The sequence below is a fragment of the Pedobacter sp. ASV12 genome, assembly GCF_016429155.1.
Taxonomy (GTDB): domain Bacteria; phylum Bacteroidota; class Bacteroidia; order Sphingobacteriales; family Sphingobacteriaceae; genus Pedobacter.
The window spans coordinates 1-302 of sequence record NZ_JAELUC010000389.1 but is presented as its reverse complement, the minus strand read 5'-3'; the positions used below and the strand labels follow the sequence as shown (position 1 = coordinate 302).

Below are 302 nucleotides of genomic sequence, written 5' to 3'. Positions count from 1 at the left end.
CCCCCCCCCCCCCCCCCCCCCCCCCCCCCCCCCCCCCCCCCCCCCCCCCCCCCCCCCCCCCCCCCCCCCCCCCCCCCCCCCCCCCCCCCCCCCCCCCCCCCCCTTTTCCAGCAGAAGACGGCATACGCGATCATGAGTACTGTCTCGTGGGCTCGGAGATGTGTATAAGAGACAGGAGCAACGAAGAGGCAAACGCCAGCACAATAAAAAATTGGCCGATTTTGCCAGGCAGGAGATTCTCTCCAATAAATTGTATGTCCATTAAGATTTCTTGTATTGTTTTACCTGACCGTCCTTATTCA

At 62.9% G+C, this 302-nt stretch carries 1 protein-coding gene; it reads right to left on the bottom strand.

Translation table 11 applies throughout. The features are described from left to right. The coding region (locus JHD69_RS20840) for a hypothetical protein (RefSeq protein WP_199142212.1) at nucleotides 1-246 on the bottom strand (246 nt) is incomplete at its 3' end. Nucleotides 247-302 lie beyond the last annotated feature (56 nt).